This is a genomic window from Acidithiobacillus sp. HP-11 (genome assembly GCF_015100075.1).
Taxonomy (GTDB): Bacteria; Pseudomonadota; Gammaproteobacteria; order Acidithiobacillales; family Acidithiobacillaceae; genus Acidithiobacillus; species Acidithiobacillus thiooxidans.
In genome coordinates this window covers 16,654-34,336 of the sequence record NZ_JACKYY010000036.1, presented here as the reverse complement: position 1 = coordinate 34,336, position 17,683 = coordinate 16,654, and the positions used below count along the sequence as shown (strand labels likewise).

Below are 17,683 nucleotides of genomic sequence, written 5' to 3'. Positions count from 1 at the left end.
GTCACATCGTCCACCATCCACGGCGGAACCAACCCCAACGCCAAGGTAAACAGCTTGTCTTCGTCCATCATTAACCTTCCCTAGATCAGCAATGCCCTAAGACTACCGTACCCTCGTATCCACTCCAAGTAGCGAGGAGCCGGTTTTTTTACTGCGTTACTGCTTTTACTGGTGCTATTGGTGAACAGGCGGGAATACTTTTGAAAAATTTCCCGATGTCCATTTTGGTTATGGAACCAGTTGTCTTTGCGGCGGACTTCTTCAATGCTCGTCAGGCGTCTTTCCTTGGTTTCGAGACCGGGGTATACCAGGGTTTCTCCTGGAAATGTCATTAATTGTTGAGTAATACTTTGATAAAGTACTCGCGTATCATCTGTGCTGGGGCAGGGCAGGGTGCTGTTGACCAATAAGGTTTTTCCAGTAAACAGGCGATCCTCCCAATGGTAAGTGAGGGCGCAGGGACTTTGTCCGGGAGTATGCAAAACCTGCAGGCTTTCTTCGCCAAAATAAAGGCGATCGCCATGGCGCAAACGCAGATCAATCTGACTGTTTGTATTACTTTCATGAGCCAGCACCCGCGCCCCGGTGGCCGTCTTCAGCTCTTCTGCCGCACTCATCTGTTCGACCTCATGGTGGGTCTGCAATATGTACGTCAGGATGAGGCCCCGCTCCTGAATAAATAGTGCGAAACTTTCCAAAAGCGCAGGCACCGGATCAATAATGACGGCTTCCCGAGTGACGGGATCACCCAGCAAATAGCTGAGTGCGCCTTTTTGGGAATCACATAGTTGTCTAAAAATCATCTGCTCCACCGTCAGTTGCCACCGGACGTCAGAGCATCAGCAAACTCTGTGCCATTTTCAGGAGTTTGTATGCGGATATCCTTTTTATGAAAAAACATCATTATTTCAATGTAATATTTGAAATTTGGGCGGTATATTTTTCTGAAGGCCTAGTGCCCCTGCAGCCGCACACCCGTAAACTGTCAAAAATGACATAGACGATTTGGCAGAGACTGCTACAATTGTCAGTGCGCAGGTGCTGCGGCGGGAGGTTTATGACTGATTTACTGAAACAATTGCGACCTGAAATGACTTCATTACTGGATTGTTTTAGTACTCCGGCAGTACTTTTGTGCGCCGACTATACAGTATTGGCCGCCAATCAGGCCTACCGGCGCGCTTTTGGCGATGGCAAACCCCTGCAGGGTCGACGTTGTGCGGAAATTATGGCCGAGGCGGGGTTTGCCTGTCAGCAAAGTGGTAATCACTGTCCTCTGGACAACTGTCAGCAGACGGGCGTGGATCAGCATGTAGTCCATTCCCATACCTCGGGAAATACCCAAATTGATTTGTACCCTATTCGTAATGAACGCGCCGAAGTCGTTTATTTTCTTGAATTGCTGAATGTGACCCCCGCAGACGCAACGCATGGGACACCGGCTATGGTCGGCCAATCGGAGGCCTGGCGGGAGGTAGTGCGCCTCATTCGACGGGTAGCTCCCGGTGATGCGGCAGTGCTCCTTCTGGGGGAATCCGGAACCGGCAAGGAACTGGCTGCAGCGGCGGTACATCAGGCCAGTCATCTCAGTCACGGACCCTTCATCACCGTCGATTGCTCCGGTTTGCCGGAAACACTTTTTGAAAGCGAATTGTTTGGTCATGAAAAAGGCGCATTTACGGGTGCCCATTCCCGAAAAACCGGTTTGGTTGAAGCCGCCAATGGGGGAACCTTGTTTCTGGACGAAGTGGGTGACATTCCTCTTAACCTTCAGGTGAAATTGTTGCGGCTTCTGGAAACCGGCACGTTTCGCAGGGTAGGGGGGGTTGAACCGATTCGTTCCCGGTTTCGACTGATTTCAGCAACGCACCGTCATCTGGAAAAAATGGTCGCAGAGGAGCGTTTCCGTCAGGATCTTTATTATCGTATCAACACGTTCCCCATTGCTTTACCGGCGTTGCGGGATCGTCTGGATGATATTCCCTTGCTGGCCGCAGCCATTTTGCAGCGCATCCCGGCAGCCAAGGGGCTGCAACTGCACGCTGATACTCTACAGTTGCTGGGTCAATACACTTTTCCGGGCAACATCCGCGAGTTGCGCAACATTCTTGAACGCGCGGCGCTGATGGCCGATGAACATTGGATACTCCCCCAGCATCTGCCCCTGGCCCTGCAAGAGCAAGGCACGCCGCCCAAACAGGATAATCATGCCAAAATTTCCGGCTTGGATGCCATTGTTCCCTTGGCTGATCTGGAGGCCCAGTATTTACGATGGGCGCGGAGTGCTTTTGGCGGGGATCGACGCAGTCTGGCCGCCCGGCTGGGTGTCAGTGAGCGCACCCTTTATCGTAAGCTGGATGCCTTGAAGGAAGCACATGGTCTTGAATGAAAATATCTGGCCCGAAGGCTTGTGGATCCGAGCCGCAGCGCAGCAAGAGGCCCCCTGCATTATGTTGATGCATGGCCTGGGCGCATCCAAAGAAGACCTTGCTCCCCTCGCAGACTTTGTCGATCCGGAAAAACAGTTTCGATGGGTTCTCCCCGATGCTCCAGTACGTCCGGTCACTCTCAATGGCGGGCGGCCAATGCGGGCCTGGTATGATATTTATGGGCTGGGTCGGGATTCTGGCGAAGATGCAGCGGGAATGGAACACATGGCGACTCGCCTCGCTGCGCTGATGGAGCATGAACAGCAGCAGGCAGGTACTCAGCCCTTGATACTGGGCGGGTTTTCCCAGGGCGGGGCGATGGCGCTTTATTTGGCTTTTCATCATGCTTGTCCGGCGGCAGCTGTGCTGGCTTTCAGCGCCTATTTACCGCTTCGCCAGACGCTTCCTCAGTCCGCTCAGGTGACTCCGATTTTCTGGGGGCATGGTCGTTCCGATACCGTTCTGCCTTTGGAATATATGGAAATTGCCCGCGACATCATGGAATCCCTGGGGTACGCTCTCAGTACCCATATTTATCCCATGGATCATAGTATTTGTGCGGTAGAGCTTGTGGACGCACGGAAATTTTTGGACAGCATAGTCATGCAAGGAAATTTGAAAAAATCATGAATACCCTCTGGATTGAGCAGTTTGTACATATACTCGCGGTGATTGTCTGGATTGGCGGCCTGTTTTTTGTGACGATGGTGCTGGCCCCGACCCTGAAAAAAGAAATCACGCAGAACAGTACGCGTATTGCCTTGATGCATGTGTTGCTGCGCCGTTTCTTTTTCTGGATGTTGCTCGCGGCTTTCCTGTTATTGCTCACGGGTTATAGCATGGTGTTCGTTTTCTACGGGGGATTTGCCGCTCTGACCATCCCCGAATGGATCATGGTGGTATTAGGCACGATCATGGTGATGATTGTTCTGCACACTTATTTTGCACCACTCAAACGGCTGCGCCGGGCGGTACGTGATGAGGACTGGCAGGCGGGTTCCAAAGCCCTGGGTCAGGTGCGAATGCTGGCCAGCACCAATCTTGTGCTGTCTTTTATTGTCATTCTGGTGGGGATATGGGGCGTGTTTGGCACGCCCTGGTGATAGTGGCTGAGTTTCGATGCCTAATCAGATGATTCCGCAGATCCAAAAATCTGTTCTTCCAGTCCCCAGCGGGCTGCCAGTGTTTCGGTGGCGTTGACCAGTTCTTCGGCGCGGGATGGATGGTTGACACGTATTTCGGCAATACGGCGCAGCGCTTCTTGGCGATCGCCACTGTTGGCGAGCAGATGAATCAGTTCTCCGGCATCCCGGCCAATAATTTCGCCGCCCAATAACTCACCACTATCCATATCAGCGAGCAGTCGCACGAAACCTGCTGTGTCATCCTGACCCAATGCCCTTGGCGAGGTTTCAAACGCCGCGAAGCCTACGGCTGGTTCATAACCTTGGTCTTCTGCTGTGTCATCATCCAGGCCAATGCGCGCCAGCTCTACCGCTGAATAAACCAGTTCCGGTACCCAGGCTGGATTCCGCTCCAGTTTTTCTTCACTGAGCAGGTTGTGAATGATGATTTGGGCGTCGCTCAGAGCCTGATTGGCATTCATGATCGGGCCCACTACATCCCCAAGGGCAAAAATACCCGGTTCTGCGGTTTCCAGGTGTTCATCTGCTTGTACAAAGCCTTTTTCATCAAGTTCCACAGCCGTATTTTCCAGACCCAGGCCCTGGGTGAAAGCCTTACGCCCGGTTGCCAATAGTACCCAGTCGCCCTGTACGGATTGCCCGTCTTCTGCAAAAACCGTCACGCCTTGATCATCCCCGGCAATGCGTGCTACGCGAAAATGCTCTACGGCCTTAATATCCAGGGCGTTGAGGGCGGCTTTCAGGGTATCCTTGGCTTGTGGTGAAAATTGGGTATGGGCCAGTGAGGCGGAGTTCACCAGCCATTGCACGTCTTTATCCAGCTGATCAAAAATATACGCAAACTCTGTGCCGATTACGCCGCCGCCAATCAGTATAACGCGCTTGCCCGCCGGAGCTCCGTCGTCATAAAGCATGTCGCTGGTGAGCACTTTTCCAGGAATGGTCTGGATGCCCTCGGGAAGGGCAGGGGTGGATCCCGTTGCAATAATTGTGTACCGCGTTTGTATCTGGCTGCTGCCAGTTGGACTATCAACGCTAATATGCCGGGCATCTACAAAGCTGCCGGTTCCTGCCAACAGTTGCACCCCCAGACGTTTGAGGTAATCCACATAACTGTTGCGAACGGACTCGACTACCTGGTGCTGGTGTTCCCAGGCTTGAGCCATGTCTCCTTTCAGGTCAGTGCCGATGACACCGCGTTTGGCAAAATGCCGGCTTTGTTCAATCCATTTGGCCGTTTCGTGCCAATCCTTTTTGGGAACACAACCACGGTTGAGGCAGGTTCCGCCCCAGGTAGCACTTTCAATAATCGCCACTTTTTGGCCACGTAAAGCCGCCAGAACTGCCGCACGATAGCCGCCTGGCCCGCTGCCAATAATGGTGATGTCTACTTGATAATTGCTCATAAGTCCATCCTTATCATTCGGTTGAAAAATATTTCAAAAGTAGTTTATGAAGTATTTTGCGGTAATTAAATTTCCTGTTGTTTTTCGGCGACGAGAAGGTTTTTGTTACGGTTACGGTTTGGTGTCGCGCAAAGTTGCATCAGTTTAACAGGAAATTTAGATAAATTAATACTTTCAGCGGGTTAGATCTTGTCCGCAAAATTATTGATGAATGACGGCATTATCCATAGCATTTTTTATGGCTGATTTCGGCATTCTGCGTCGGGCAGAGGCGACAAAAATATCAGGGCATTCAAAAAAAGTAAATTATAAACATATAGTTAATATTTTGGTACAAGAATTGCTTAACCATCACCATGAACTATTTATCTCATAATTATTCCTCCTTGAAGCTTGCTTCTGCTATTGCGCTCAGCCTGTCAGGCTGGGCCTTCAGCATTGCGGCGTCGGCGAATGATTTTAACATGCAGAACGTAGAGTCCAAGGCCCAGGCACTGGTAGACACGCATTATAATCCCAAGCCTTTGCCGATTCCTGCCTTTCTCAAAAATCTAAGCCCTGAACAGTACAGTCAGATTCAGGACACGAGACCTTTGTGGCAGAACGAGAATACGCCTTTTCAGGCACAATTTTACCTGCCCGGTTCCTGGTTTCATCAGCCTGAAGTCATCCGCGAAGTGGTCAATGGCAAGGTGCGACCCATCCCTTTTAATCTCGGAGACTTCAGTTTTGGTAATTTAAAGGTTCCCGCTGATCTGCCGAGTGACCTGGGTTATGCCGGATTCCGCTTGTTAGCGCCCCTGAATACGCCGCCGAACTATAACGAATTTATTTCCTTTTTGGGCGCAACCTACTTTCGTGCGGTGGGTAAACATGCCGTTTATGGCACTTCAGCACGCGGTCTGGGTATTGATACGGCCCAACCGTCTGGAGAAATATTCCCTTACTTCAAAGAGATCTGGCTGGAAAAGCCGCAAGCCGGTGCGCAGGATATGGTGGTTTATGCGCTTATGGACAGTCCAGTAGCCACAGGTGCTTACCGCTTCACCATCCAGACTGGTGACAGTACGAAGGTACAGGTGCAGGCCACCATATATTTGCGTAAACCCGTACAGGTGCTTGAACTGGCGCCTTTGACCAGCATGTACTGGCACGGTCATGGTCGTGGGATTACCGCCGGCGACTGGCATCCTGCACAGCATGATTCCAGCGATCTGGTCATGGCCAATGGTGATGGCGAGTGGTTGACCCGCCCTATTGATAATCCCCTGCAAATTCAGACTACGACCTACAGCATGGATCACCCCGTAGGCTTCGGTCTGATTCAGGAAGATCGTGATTTTTCCGCCTATCAGGGTATTGAAACCCAATACCAGCGCCGTCCCAGTGTTTGGGTACAACCGGTAGGAGACTGGGGAAAGGGTCAGGTACGTCTCGTTGAGCTGCCTACCAATAACCGGGACATGGACAATATTGATGTTTTCTGGGTTCCGGATCAGGAACCCGCTCCGAAAACGCCCCTGCATTTTGCCTACAACTTGCGTTTCTTTCTGGATAACCATGGCCTGATTCCTTTGGCCCATCCCGTCGGAACCTATCTTGGCGATGACCCGAAAACCGCCGGAGCGCGTACGGTCGTTATTGATTTTGGCGGTGGTGCTCTGACGAAATTACCCGGGAATATGCCTGTTAAAGCCCATCTCACGGCTGAAAACGGGGCTCAGATTTTGAGCCAAAAGCTGGAATGGGATGCTAAGGATCATTTTTGGCGGGTGATTGCAGTCATACAGCCGCAAACGGCTTCACCCAGTAATGTGCGTTGTTATTTAACCCTCGATAAGCAGGTTATGACCAATACCTGGACTTATCTTCTTCATGCGGCAAAGGAGTAGGTGTAATGTTTAAAGATGAATCAAGCTACAGCGTCAATCCTGCGGGTGAGTGGCTGGCAGGTTGTACAGCAGAGGCCCTGGTCGTCGCAAATAGCGCACCCGTTCTTGCTCGTGTGGAGCGGTATATGGCGTATCTGGCGTTAACCGATGCCCAGCGTTTATGGATACGTGGTCAGGTGATCAGCCAATTGCAAGGCGTGGAAACCCATCAGGATGCGCTTTATGCCCGGGCTTTTGCCAGTCTGCATCAGGCACTGGCGACTCTGGGAAATGGGGATGAGCTGGATGCCCGCCTCGATCTTTCCCTGCGCATGACTGCAAATGCGGCCCAGGATGCCCGATCATGCCGTTGGCTACAGCAGCAGGTAGCGCCTGCCATTCAGCGCAGCAATATGGCCTCTCTTCCCATAAATCGTTCCTGGCTGGCTGCCGCATCGCGCCTGTGGCAGACATTGTTTAGCCGCAGCAAGGTATTGACGAGCCGCCGTATTCTGACCGGAGAAGTCTGAATTGGCACGGGCTATGGCCCGGCAGTGGGAAACCATCAGCCGGTACCGACGTTATTGGTTAAGTGCTTTTATTATTTTGCCGGCCTGTAGTGCAGGCCTGATGCTGGATCAGGTTCTTGCCGATCGCTTGCCGCTCTGGTTGGAAATACCTACTCTCATCATATTTTCCATGCTGTTTGCCTGGATTTCTGCAGGCTTCTGGACAGCACTGGTTGGCTTTATTCTGCTGATGAGCGGGCGTACTGATACCGCCCCCGGTAGCCCCGAACTCCGCCTGGCTGAGCCCCTCCCACAGAATAAAGTGGCGATTCTCATGCCCATTTATAATGAAGAAGTGGAGCGGGTGGCTGCCGGGCTACAGGCCACTTTCAAATCCTTGCAGCGGGCTGGGGCCTTGGCCCATTTTGAGTTTTTTCTGCTCAGTGATACCCGCAATCCTGATGTCTGGTTACGTGAAGAACTGGTCTGGTCGGCGCTTTGTGAGTCGCTGGATGCCTTTGGCAAAATACATTATCGAAGGCGACCAGTTAATAATAAAGCCAAAAGTGGCAATGTCGCTGATTTTTGCAGACGCTGGGGCCGCGCTTACGAATATATGGTAGTGCTGGACGCTGATAGTGTCATGAACGGTGAAACCCTCTATCGCATGCTGGAAATGATGGAAGGAAATCCGCAGGTCGGTATCATTCAGACCCAGCCGGTGGCCGTCAATCGGGAAACCTTATATGCCCGTCTGCAACAATTTGCGCAGCATCTGTATGGCCCGATTTTCAGCGCCGGATTGCGTTTCTGGCAGTTGGGTGACGGGCATTACATTGGTCATAATGCCATTTTGCGAACTGCCCCGTTCACCGAATTTTGCGCCTTGCCCGTATTACCCGGTCGGCCTCCTCTGGGTGGACCCTTGCTCAGTCATGATTTTGTCGAAGCGGCACTGATGGCCAGAAATGGCTGGGAAGTGTGGTTTGTACCCAGTCTGTCAGGTAGTTATGAGGAAGTTCCTCCCACCCTGATTGATGATTTGAAACGGGATAGACGCTGGGCGCAGGGCAATCTGCAACATCTGCGTTTATTGGCCGGGGAGGGCTTGCGTTCTGCCCACCGCTTCCTTTTCATCAACGGGGCCATGTCTTTTCTGGCGGCACCGCTCTGGGGACTGTTTTTGATTCTTGGCGCGTTGGGTTCCCTGCATTGGGCTGGTGGAGGGAATGATGATACGGTCACCCCTTTTCATTGGGGAAGTGGCATTGATCCCTTACCGTTCTGGTTGTTTGGGGTGACGGCTGTTTTACTGCTTTCACCCAAGTGGATGGCCGTTCTTTGGGTGGCCCGTCAGCCTGGTCGCCGCCAGCAGTTTGGGGGATTGTCTCATCTTATTCTGAGCATGCTGGTCGAGAGTTTGTTTTCGGTTTTGATGGCCCCTATCCGGATGGCTTTTCATAGTCAGTTTGTCATTCAAACCCTCATGGGGAAGGGCGTACGTTGGGGGGCTCAGGTGCGTGGTGACCAGGAAACCAGCTGGTCAGTAGCCCTGCGTTTTTTTGGTTGGTGTTCGGCACTGGGGCTGGTGCTGGCAGTTGCTCTGTACCCCTTTTTGGGTTTCTGGCATTTTGTCTGGTTGGTTCCAATTTTGGGTGGTCTGGTCGCCGCCGTGCCTTTGGGCGCATGGACCAGTCGCCCTGGGCTGGGACGCTGGGCACGCCAGCATCGCCTGTTTGTGATTCCCGAGGAGGTCATCGTCCCCGAAGAATTGCAGTCATTGGATAGTGACAGTGTGGCCTATCTTCCGCACATTGAGGGAGATGCTTTTGTGCAGGTCGTAGTTGATCCTCGCTTTAATGCCATTCACAGCGCCTTGCAGCGCAATCGCACCGGATTATGGCCGCGTGCTGCCAGTCTTTGCCACAAGGCTCTGGAAGAAGGCCCCCAGCAACTCAGTAATCGCGAGCGTAATATCCTCTTGAGTGATCGCAACTCCATGCTGTCTCTACACCGGGCTGTCTGGTCCATGAATGACCGGGAACGCTTGACGGCCTGGGGCGTGAAGAGTGACGATCAGGATCTGATCGATCAGGCAGGACAATAACCCTATGGCAAAAAATGGTGAAACCCTTGATCTCATGGCTTTGGCTGGCATCCGCAATGATCTGGATGATCTCCGCGCCCGTGCCCAGGCAGGAGATCCCGTAGCCCAGTTCAATATGGGCGTGAAATACGCCGAAGGGTCTGAGGTCCCTCAGGATTATCAGGAAGCTGCGCGCTGGTATAGTGCAGCGGCAGACCAGAATGATGCACCCGCGCAATTCAATCTGGGCTTGCTGTTTTATCAAGGGCAGGGCTTACGCAAGGATTTATCCTGCGCTTACGAGTTATTCAGTCTCGCCGCAGCGCAGGGTGATACGCGTGCTCATGCCGGGATGACGGCGATTCTCGGTGAAGTCCCCACTGAACTCGCCGAGGAGCTCATTAAAAACTTTGGGCAGGGCGACCAGGGTGCCGCTAGCCACTAAGCTGAAAATGGCAAATCTACCAAGAGCTTTTAGTGGCTTAAGCGGGCAGCCTGATTGCCCCTGACAAGGTCTATTCCCCGTCCGGAAGTATCCGAGCCCGCCAGGCAAGGGTTGTTTGCTGCAGTTTTAGCGGCGGTTACGGATTGCTGATAAGCGTTCGGTATGCTGACCTGTGCCGCCCAGATAAGTCGGTACGATACTTTCAATGGCTGTAGCCTGAATACCAAACACTTCCTGCAAATCCTTTTTGCTGGAAATGTTATCTACGGACAATGACTTCAAATTGTCACGCGTCAGCACCTTGCCCGGCAGTTTTTCCATCAGTCCCGCTTGCAGGTTGCCCAATAAAGGACAGAGCGCAATCACCTTGCGATGCGTGCCAATCAGGCTTTGGGTATAAGCAATCAACTCACCCAGGGTATAGACCTTGGGACCGCAGAGATCAAAAGCCTTGCCATACGTTTTTTCGTCGTCTATGGACTGCACAAATGCACTCACTACATCTTCAATCCACACCGGCTGCATTTTGGCCTCAGTGCCGGCCATGGGTAAAAAGAAAGGAATATTGCGCAGCAGTTGAGCAAAGCGATTGAAGAAGCTGTCCCCTTCACCAAATATGATCGAAGGACGAAATGAAGTCACTTTAAGACCGCGTCCCCAGAGTAATTTCGGACCATTCAGATAATTGAAATAGCCGTTTTTGGCGCTGTTTTCGCCAGACTGACGGATGATTTCTTCACCGATACCTTTGGAGCGCAGGTAGGCACTGGGGGCAATGGGGTTGGCACCGAGGGCGCTCATATGCAGGAGCCGGGGAATGCCCAGATGTCCACAAAGATTAGCGACCAGACGGGGAAGCTCAATATGGTTTTTTTCAAAATCACCATGTCGTTCGGGCGGATAATCGGTGCGCCCCGGACGGTTTTCGTTAAGGATGCCCACCAGATTGATGACTACATCCCGTCCTTTCAGTTGCTGCTCCAGCGCAATAGGGTTATGCACATTACATTCAACAACCTCGACCTGTGGCAGAACCAGCAGGTTTTCGCGGTTACGCTCCCGATTGCGGGTCAGAATGCGAATCTGGTGCCCATCCTGACTGAGGTGCTCCGCCAGATGTCGGCCGACAAAACCCGTGCCACCAAGAATACAGATTTTATGTGTTGCCATGAGCTTATACTCCTCCGCAAATTATCAGCCAGAGCATAGCACAGCTAGCCTGCCCCGATGCTGCAGAAAGTTTGAATCAGGGCATGAAGGTAGGCTATAAGAGAATAGATTTGGCTGCACATGGCTGATGGGCGGGTTATGCCCGGAAACTGCGAGGTACAGAACCAGGAGAAAGGAATGGCGGAATGTGGTATTCAAAACGGTGCCCGCAGGGGGGGGCAAATTTCTGCGTTAGGTGCTTTGCTGGTGGGGCTGGCTATTATTGCCGGTGCGGCTGGTGACCATCTGGTCGCTGGGCAGGTGAGCAGGCAAAGTTTGCATGTGTACGATATTGCCGTGCGTTTTCAGATTTATAATGCATTAGGCCTGGTTCTGCTGGGTATTTTGATTCGATTATGGGGTAGAAGAAGGCTGCTTTGTGCTTCGGCGTTGTTGATGGCTCTTGGTGTGCTTTTTTTCAGCGGGGGACTTTATTTGCTGGTCATTACCGGCCAGTCATTCTGGGCAATTTTTGCCCCTTTGGGTGGCACAGCGTGGATTTTCGCCTGGTTGCTTCTCGCTGTCGGCCTCTGGCGGGCATCCATGCAAGTGAAGGAGTAATGTAATGCTTATTGCCAAAAATGACGCTTATCATAAACAACTGGATTTTGCGGACGCTGAAATCGGTGACGTATTCTGGGTCGTCGAACATGTACCTTATAGTGGCACGATTAAAGGGGTTCAAAAATATACAGTCACTGAAATTCGCTCCAAACTGGTTATTTGTCTATCAGAATTGGCTAAGCCGCTGAAAATAAAGCGGAGTACTTTGCAGGAAAACTGTTACCTAGAAAATGATCCGTATTTTGCAGATATACAGAAAACCTTTGAAATCAGTAGTCAGGTAGAATGGGTTCGCAAATTGATCAAGGAGCATGAAAGCCGTGACTTTGATCAGGAAGTGGTTGACGCCATTCTGGCCTGGCAGCGCCGCGTGGAAATGCGACGGGAATAGGCATTAGCAGGGTGCGGACCAAAGTTGCTGCAAAGCTCCCAGACCAACTGCCGTATTCAGGTTTGGGTGCAGAGGCTATTGTGGTACCTCCGGGCCATGATGTTCTTCGAGGGTTTTGCCATGGCCCTGGACCCGGAAGATCCAGGTCATTCCCAGGCCAAGCAGGCTCACCAGAATCATGAGCAGCAACACGGCTGAAAGGCCCCAGTTTGCCTGAATGAGTGGCAATAAAAACACACTGATGGTGGCGCCTATTTTGGCAATTGCAGCGGCAAATCCGGCACCAAAGGCGCGTACCTGTGTAGGATACATTTCGGTTGGTAAAATGAAGGTGGTGGCATTGGGACCCATCGTCATGAATAAATTGAAAAGCATAAAGCCGCCGAGGATCATGTAATATTTTTGAATGACATTTTCTGCATGCTGATGTGCAGCAATCAGCAGAAGAGTCATTCCCAGGATCATGCCGAAAAACCCAATGAGTTGCATATGAATGCGTCCCAGTTTGGGAACTGCCCAGAGCGACAGCAGCGAACCCAGTAGCAGGAACAGGTCCACCTTGCCACTATCCAATGCGTTGCTGAGATCCCGTCCCAAGGTAGAGCTTAATGCGGGCAGATCGCTGCGCATACTGCCGAGCAGAATCGTGGTAAACAGGCCAATACCATAAGTAGCGATGTCCATAAAAAACCAGGGAAGGGTCACCAGCAGGGTCCGCCGACGATATTCCGGGGCAAATAACGTCGCGATACCCAGGCGATGACCTGGCAGAATTTTGGCAACATGATGATGTTTTCTACCCAGGCGTTGGGCAATCTGCAGCAGTTGTTTTTTCTGGTCGGGAGCAAAGCGGGTGAGAATTTTGGCGGCCTGGGCATTGCGGCCATGTCCCATGCACCAACGTACACTTTCGGGCAGGCCCAGGCGGCCGATCAGATAGGGAAGCACCACCAGAATTTCTGCGGCCAGTAACCAACGCCAGGTATCATCGCCAGTCCGGGCATTTTGCAGCAGGAGAATGGCCAAGGCGACGCCCGCCAACATGCCGACGGACTGAATAGCGATGGAAGCAGCCATCATTCTGCCCCGGCGTCCCTGAGGCATGAATTCTGCCAGATAGCTGCTGGCGACTGGAAAGTCCATGCCGACACCGATACCCAGCAACAGTTCCGCCTGGGTCAGAATGGTGGCATTGGGTGCAAGTGCCGCTAATGTGGCGGCAATGATCAACAAAATCATATCGCTGATCATGACCGGTTTGCGCCCCCAACGATCGGCAATATGTCCGCCCAACAGGGCACCGATGACGGTTCCCCCCATGAGCATGGCAGCCACCATGCCGACACTGCTGGCAGGCATGTGCAGGCGGGGAATTACCAGTGGCAGGGTGACACCCAGCAAAAACATGGAAACCCCACTCAATAAAGTGCCCCCTGTGGACAAGGCCCAAATCCGATAGTGGATCAGCAACATCGGGCTGTTGTCGAGTATGGCGGTCATTGCGGCATGATCGGGATGAATAAGGTGCGAAGAATCCACAGGTGACGCAGTAGGGTTTTTTAATCCAGTGGCATTGGCAGTACTTGCGTGAATGTCGGCGCTTGGATCTGGATTCAACGCGGCTTGTCCCGGAGAATCAGGCTTTTCCCCGTCATTTCGGACGGCTGGGAAAGTCCCATGAGATCAAGAATCGTTGGCGCAATATCGGCGGTGCCCCGGCCAATTCCCAATTTTACACCTTCGTGGCCAATCAGGAGCATGGGGACGGGATAGACCGTGTGCTGGGTATGAGGCTCACCGGTCACTGGATCCACCATTTCATCGCAATTGCCGTGATCAGCCGTGAGGATGATTTTGAAACCGTGCTGAAGAGCTACCTGGGTAATCCGATGAAATTGGAGATCAAGCGTTTCTACCGCACGGAGAATGGCCGGGATTTTGGCGGTATGACCGACCATGTCACCATTGGCAAAATTGACAATAACAAAGTGATATTGGTCGCCTTCCAGTGCTGCAATGATACGATCTGCGACTTTTGCCGCACTCATTTCGGGCTGGAGATCATAGGTGGCTACCTGTGGCGATGGGAGGATCTCGCGATCCTCCCCCGAAAAGGGTTCTTCGCGGCCACCGTTAAAAAAATAGGTGACATGCGCATATTTTTCCGTTTCTGCGCAGTGGAATTGTTGCAGGCCGGCGTCACTGATGACTTCCGCCAAAACTTTTGTCGGGATTTCCGGCGGGAACAGGACCGGAAAGGGATAGGCGTCATTGTAGGAAGTCATGCAAAGGGCGGTTCTGGCCTGTTCTGAACCGCGATCAAAATGTTCAAATTCGGGCATGGCCACGGCGGCGCTCAGTTGCCGCATGCGGTCAGAGCGAAAGTTGAAAAAGAATACGGGTTCATCGGCGGCAATCCGGTTTTCCTGGGGCTTGCCGATGACGGTGGGTTGAATAAATTCATCTCCTTCCCCGCGTCGCCAGGCTTCCTGAACAGCCGATAGGGCGTTTGCTGACTGAAGTCCCTCACCTTTCAGCAAGGCGGCCCAGGCTTTTTGGGTGCGATCCCAATGACTGGCACGATCCATGGCGGTATAGCGGCCACAGATGCTGGCAATTTTGCCGCTGCCCAGTTCTTGCAGGCGCTTTTCCAGAATCTGGACGAAAACATCTGCACATTGCGGGGCGGTGTCCCGCCCATCCGTAATCATGTGGATAATCGGTTCTACACCTGCCTGTACCACCAGAGGGAGAATCTCCAGCAAATGGTCAATATGAGAATGCACACCGCCATCGGAGACCATCCCGACCAGATGCAGGCGCCGGGTATTTTGCAAAATATTTTGCCAATTCTGAATGCTGGAAAAACTGCCATCAGCCAGACTGTCCGATATGCGGACCATGTCCTGAAGCAGAATGCGCCCTGAACCCAAAGTCAAATGACCGACCTCTGAATTTCCAAATTGTCCGTCGGGCAGACCCACAGCCCGCCCGGATGCCTGCAGGGCGGTATGGGGATAACTGGCAAAATAATGATCCAGATGTGGCGTATGGGCTTGCGCCCAGCCGTTGTAGGCCCGATTGGGGTTCAGGCCGAAACCATCAAAAATGACTAACAGCACGGGTTGAATATTCAAGAGGCTTCTCGCTTTTCCAGTTCCAGAACATGCAGGGTGGTTTTCAGTACGGAATCCGGGTTGAGGCTCATGGATTCAATGCCAATATCGACCAGAAACTCAGCCATTTCCGGATAGTCTGAAGGCGCCTGACCACAAATTCCAGAGTGGATACCATGCCGTTTACAGCCATCCACAGCGAGGCGGATCATAGTTTTCACGCCTTCGTCGCGCTCGTCGTAGTCAAAGGCGACAATTTCCGAATCCCGATCCACTCCGAGCGTGAGTTGGGTGAGATCATTGCTGCCAATGGAGAATCCGTCAAAGCGTTGGGCAAACGCATCAATCAAAAGCACATTGTTGGGGACTTCGCACATGGCATAAATTTTCAGGCCATTTTCGCCGCGCTTCAGGCCAAATTCTGCCATTTGCGCAAGAACGTCGTCGGCTTCCTGCACGCGGCGTACAAAAGGCAGCATCAAAATGACATTATCCAGGCCCATGGTTTCTCGCACTCTTTTCATGGCCAGGCATTCCAGATGAAAACCTTCTTTGTACGCTGGATGTGCATAGCGGGAAGCACCGCGAAAGCCCAGCATGGGGTTGTCTTCTTCGGGTTCGAAGCCGCGACCTCCAAGCAATGAGGCATACTCGTTGCTTTTGAAATCAGACATACGGACCACTACCGGTTTGGGATAAAAAGCGGCAGCCAGGGTGCCGATGCCCTCTGATAGCCGTTCCACAAAAAAATCCTGGGGCTGCGTGTAGCCTTGGGTGAGCTTCGCCAGGGCCAGACGCTCCTGCGGGTCTTTGACCTTTTCCGGGTAGAGCAAAGCCATGGGGTGCGCCTTGATGGTATTGCTGATGATGAATTCCATCCGCGCCAGACCAATACCATCGCTGGGGAGATTAGCCGTCTGGAAAGCAATTTCCGGGTTGCCCAGATTGATCATGATTTTGGTTTTGGGTCGGGGAAGTGCGGCCAGGTCGGTATGCTGAACGGTAAATGGCAATTGACCCCCATAAATATTTCCCATATCGCCTTCCGCACAGGAAACTGTGACCGGCTCACCGTCGTGCAGTATTTCGGTGGCTGTTTCTGCGCCGACTACCGCCGGTATCCCCAGTTCACGGGCAATGATGGCAGCGTGGCAGGTTCGTCCGCCGCGATTGGTGATCACCGCCGCTGCATTTTTCATGACCGGCTCCCAATCGGGCGTGGTGGTGTCTGCTACCAGTATTTCACCTGGGCGAAACTCGGCGAGATGTTCAAGACTACGAATAATCCGGACGGGTCCGGCAGCAATTTTACTGCCCACGGCCCGGCCGCTGCCAAGACGTTTTCCGTGTTCACCCAGAATATACTCCTCCAGAATTTGTCCCTTCTTTTGCGAGGCAACGGTTTCCGGTCGGGCCTGCACCATGTAAATAGCCCCATCCAGTCCGTCTTTTGCCCACTCCATGTCCATGGGTCGGCTTTCGCCCATTTTCTGGCTGTAGTGATTTTCAATTTTGATGGCGTAATCGGCGAGAATGAATATATCCTCATCCTTCAAACAAAAGCGTTCCTGTTCATCGAGATGTGTCGGTACATTGCGGGTCCCATGGCGGGTGTCTCCCTCGGTATAAATCATCTTGATTTTTTTGCTGCCGAGAACCCTGCGCAAAACTGCCTTTTTTCCCTTCTGGAAGGTGGGTTTGAAGACATAATATTCATCGGGATTGACGGTTCCCTGGACAACATTTTCACCCAGACCCCAGGATGCCGTAATAAAGACGGCATCTCTAAAACCAGTTTCAGTGTCCAGTGAAAACATGACGCCGCTGGTGGCGAGATCGGAGCGCACCATTTTCATGATGACAATCGATAGGGCCACCTTGAAATGATCAAAGCCCTGATCAACGCGATAATGAATGGCCCGGTCGGTAAACAGGCTGGCAAAGCAGCGACGACAGGCATCCAGCAAAGCGGCCGCACCGGAAATGTTCAGATAAGTATCCTGCTGTCCAGCGAAACTGGCCGTAGGCAGGTCTTCTGCGGTGGCAGAAGAACGCACGGCCAAAGACAGCGTATCTCCGTATTCCTGACGTAATTGGGCGTAAGCGGCCAAAATTTCGGTTTGCAAATCTTCGGGAAGGGGCGCGCTGTAGACAATTTCCCGAGCCTTGGCACCCCGTTTGGCCAGATCGCGAACATTATCGGGGTCGAGGCCGTCCAGTGCCTCATGCAGCTTTGACCAGGCACCGGCCTGATCCAGCAGATAGTGATAGGCGTCGCCGGTAATGGCAAAGCCGTTGGGTACTTTCACTCCCTGCGGCGTGAGTTGGCGATACATCTCTCCCAGAGAAGCGTTTTTACCACCGACCAAGGGCACATCTTCTATGCGAATTTCATTAAAAAAACGTATGTATTTCGCAGTCATAAGATTTTCTCCAGATAAATCAGAGTAAACACTCTGAATAAAAGATAGTCAAGGAAATGGCTGTGGACAAGCTGTTGCTTTTTATTGGA

At 52.4% G+C, this 17,683-nt stretch carries 15 protein-coding genes; 9 read left to right on the top strand and 6 right to left on the bottom strand.

The genetic code is table 11. From position 1 onward, the window contains the following. Positions 1–80: 80 nt before the first annotated feature. Positions 81–803 carry an MBL fold metallo-hydrolase gene (locus H7F08_RS11050; protein WP_193640576.1) on the bottom strand — a complete coding sequence of 241 codons (723 nt, stop codon included), beginning with the start codon at positions 801–803 and terminating at the stop codon, positions 81–83. A gap of 254 nt (positions 804–1,057) precedes the next feature. Between H7F08_RS11050 and H7F08_RS11045 the strand changes: the two genes are divergently transcribed. Genes H7F08_RS11045 through H7F08_RS11035 form a run of 3 tightly spaced genes read left to right on the top strand, consistent with a single transcriptional unit; the run spans position 1,058 to position 3,532 of the window. Further along, a complete protein-coding gene (locus tag H7F08_RS11045) occupies positions 1,058–2,389 on the top strand; it encodes a sigma-54 interaction domain-containing protein (RefSeq protein ID WP_010639175.1) in 1,332 nt (443 codons plus the stop codon). Then, a complete protein-coding gene (locus H7F08_RS11040) occupies positions 2,376–3,059 on the top strand; it encodes an alpha/beta hydrolase (protein WP_010639173.1) in 684 nt (227 codons plus the stop codon). Before H7F08_RS11045 ends, H7F08_RS11040 begins: the two co-directional genes overlap by 14 nt. Further along, entirely contained in the window at positions 3,056–3,532 is a 477-nt protein-coding gene (locus tag H7F08_RS11035) for a CopD family protein (protein ID WP_010639171.1), read from the top strand. The genes H7F08_RS11040 and H7F08_RS11035 overlap by 4 nt, the downstream gene beginning before the upstream one ends. A gap of 20 nt (positions 3,533–3,552) precedes the next feature. Here the strand turns inward: H7F08_RS11035 and H7F08_RS11030 are convergent, their stop codons facing one another. Next, positions 3,553–4,980 carry a dihydrolipoyl dehydrogenase family protein gene (locus tag H7F08_RS11030; protein ID WP_193640575.1) on the bottom strand — a complete coding sequence of 476 codons (1,428 nt, stop codon included), beginning with the start codon at positions 4,978–4,980 and terminating at the stop codon, positions 3,553–3,555. Positions 4,981–5,444: 464 nt separating this feature from the next. On the opposite strand from H7F08_RS11030, the gene H7F08_RS11025 reads away from it, so the two are divergent. The 4 genes from H7F08_RS11025 to H7F08_RS11010 are packed head-to-tail and all read left to right on the top strand — an operon-like array spanning position 5,445 to position 9,891. After that, positions 5,445–6,872 (top strand): glucan biosynthesis protein, encoded by a 1,428-nt coding sequence (locus tag H7F08_RS11025; RefSeq protein ID WP_226986214.1) that lies wholly within the window; start codon positions 5,445–5,447, stop codon positions 6,870–6,872. A 5-nt stretch (positions 6,873–6,877) separates the two neighbouring features. Further along, positions 6,878–7,381, top strand: a complete 504-nt coding sequence (locus H7F08_RS11020) for a hypothetical protein (protein ID WP_193640573.1) — start codon at positions 6,878–6,880, stop codon at positions 7,379–7,381. Position 7,382: 1 nt separating this feature from the next. Next, positions 7,383–9,467, top strand: coding sequence for a glucans biosynthesis glucosyltransferase MdoH (mdoH, locus tag H7F08_RS11015; RefSeq protein WP_226842653.1), 2,085 nt, complete (start codon positions 7,383–7,385; stop codon positions 9,465–9,467). Between the two features lie 4 nt (positions 9,468–9,471). Then, complete coding sequence (locus H7F08_RS11010) at positions 9,472–9,891, top strand: tetratricopeptide repeat protein (protein ID WP_193640572.1); 420 nt, start codon at positions 9,472–9,474, stop codon at positions 9,889–9,891. A gap of 126 nt (positions 9,892–10,017) precedes the next feature. Here the strand turns inward: H7F08_RS11010 and H7F08_RS11005 are convergent, their stop codons facing one another. Next, positions 10,018–11,061: a complex I NDUFA9 subunit family protein gene (locus tag H7F08_RS11005; RefSeq protein WP_193640571.1), complete on the bottom strand. Its 1,044-nt coding sequence runs from the start codon at positions 11,059–11,061 to the stop codon at positions 10,018–10,020. A gap of 177 nt (positions 11,062–11,238) precedes the next feature. On the opposite strand from H7F08_RS11005, the gene H7F08_RS11000 reads away from it, so the two are divergent. Together H7F08_RS11000 and H7F08_RS10995 are read left to right on the top strand one after the other, a co-directional pair. Further along, complete coding sequence (locus H7F08_RS11000; RefSeq protein WP_142088697.1) at positions 11,239–11,661, top strand: DUF423 domain-containing protein; 423 nt, start codon at positions 11,239–11,241, stop codon at positions 11,659–11,661. Positions 11,662–11,665: 4 nt separating this feature from the next. Further along, entirely contained in the window at positions 11,666–12,055 is a 390-nt protein-coding gene (locus H7F08_RS10995; protein WP_193640570.1) for a hypothetical protein, read from the top strand. Positions 12,056–12,130: 75 nt separating this feature from the next. Here the strand turns inward: H7F08_RS10995 and H7F08_RS10990 are convergent, their stop codons facing one another. From H7F08_RS10990 to ppsA, 3 genes are read right to left on the bottom strand one after another with little or no spacing between them, the layout of a single operon-like run. Continuing rightward, the gene (locus H7F08_RS10990; RefSeq protein WP_077273617.1) at positions 12,131–13,672 is read right to left on the bottom strand and encodes an MFS transporter; all 1,542 of its coding nucleotides are present in this window, start codon (positions 13,670–13,672) and stop codon (positions 12,131–12,133) included. Continuing rightward, positions 13,669–15,192 (bottom strand): 2,3-bisphosphoglycerate-independent phosphoglycerate mutase, encoded by a 1,524-nt coding sequence (gpmI, locus tag H7F08_RS10985; RefSeq protein ID WP_193640569.1) that lies wholly within the window; start codon positions 15,190–15,192, stop codon positions 13,669–13,671. The genes H7F08_RS10990 and gpmI overlap by 4 nt, the downstream gene beginning before the upstream one ends. After that, positions 15,189–17,594, bottom strand: a complete 2,406-nt coding sequence (gene ppsA / locus H7F08_RS10980) for a phosphoenolpyruvate synthase (protein ID WP_193640568.1) — start codon at positions 17,592–17,594, stop codon at positions 15,189–15,191. The genes gpmI and ppsA overlap by 4 nt, the downstream gene beginning before the upstream one ends. Positions 17,595–17,683: the final 89 nt, after the last annotated feature.

Excerpts from the sequence above, each read along its gene's own strand:
- H7F08_RS11025 (WP_226986214.1), top strand. The coding sequence starts at position 5,445 with ATGCAGAACGTAGAGTCCAAGGCCCAGGCACTGGTAGACACGCATTAT.
- H7F08_RS11030 (WP_193640575.1), bottom strand. The coding sequence starts at position 4,980 with ATGAGCAATTATCAAGTAGACATCACCATTATTGGCAGCGGGCCAGGC.
- H7F08_RS11050 (WP_193640576.1), bottom strand. The coding sequence starts at position 803 with ATGATTTTTAGACAACTATGTGATTCCCAAAAAGGCGCACTCAGCTAT.
- H7F08_RS11035 (WP_010639171.1), top strand. The coding sequence starts at position 3,056 with ATGAATACCCTCTGGATTGAGCAGTTTGTACATATACTCGCGGTGATT.
- ppsA (WP_193640568.1), bottom strand. The coding sequence starts at position 17,594 with ATGACTGCGAAATACATACGTTTTTTTAATGAAATTCGCATAGAAGAT.
- H7F08_RS11020 (WP_193640573.1), top strand. The coding sequence starts at position 6,878 with ATGTTTAAAGATGAATCAAGCTACAGCGTCAATCCTGCGGGTGAGTGG.
- H7F08_RS11010 (WP_193640572.1), top strand. The coding sequence starts at position 9,472 with ATGGCAAAAAATGGTGAAACCCTTGATCTCATGGCTTTGGCTGGCATC.
- H7F08_RS11045 (WP_010639175.1), top strand. The coding sequence starts at position 1,058 with ATGACTGATTTACTGAAACAATTGCGACCTGAAATGACTTCATTACTG.
- H7F08_RS11040 (WP_010639173.1), top strand. The coding sequence starts at position 2,376 with ATGGTCTTGAATGAAAATATCTGGCCCGAAGGCTTGTGGATCCGAGCC.
- H7F08_RS11005 (WP_193640571.1), bottom strand. The coding sequence starts at position 11,061 with ATGGCAACACATAAAATCTGTATTCTTGGTGGCACGGGTTTTGTCGGC.
- H7F08_RS10995 (WP_193640570.1), top strand. The coding sequence starts at position 11,666 with ATGCTTATTGCCAAAAATGACGCTTATCATAAACAACTGGATTTTGCG.
- H7F08_RS11000 (WP_142088697.1), top strand. The coding sequence starts at position 11,239 with ATGGCGGAATGTGGTATTCAAAACGGTGCCCGCAGGGGGGGGCAAATT.